The following is a 365-nucleotide window of genomic DNA, read 5'->3' as shown; positions in this document are numbered from 1 at the left end:
GAACTGTTCGCCATCGATGGCTGCAAGATGAGCTCGGATGCGAGCAAGGAATGGTCCGGCACCTTCAAAGAACTGGGGGACAAGCGGGATAAGCTGCGTCGGCTGATCCGCCACCGACTCCAGGAACACCGTCAGCGCGATCAGGCCGCCACCGAGGCCGAACTGGACCAGGAAATCCGAGAGGCCAACACTAGCCTCTCGCTGGATGAGGCCAAGAACAAAATCGACCGCTTCCTAAAGACGCAGAGCCCACGGACGGGCCAGGGCAAGCGGAGCAAGGAAGTGAAGAGCAACATCACGGACAATGAAAGCGCCAAGATGACCACCGGCAAGGGCACGATCCAGGGTTACAACGGCGTGGCCAC

1 pseudogene is annotated in these 365 nt (G+C 60.0%); it reads left to right on the top strand.

The window, feature by feature from the left end:
- Positions 1 to 365 (top strand): annotated as a pseudogene (locus AC1RQI_RS17090) (IS1182 family transposase); the annotation flags it as partial.

This window comes from Salicola sp. AFF1, assembly GCF_056783195.1.
This window is presented reverse-complemented; position numbering and strand designations above follow the sequence as displayed.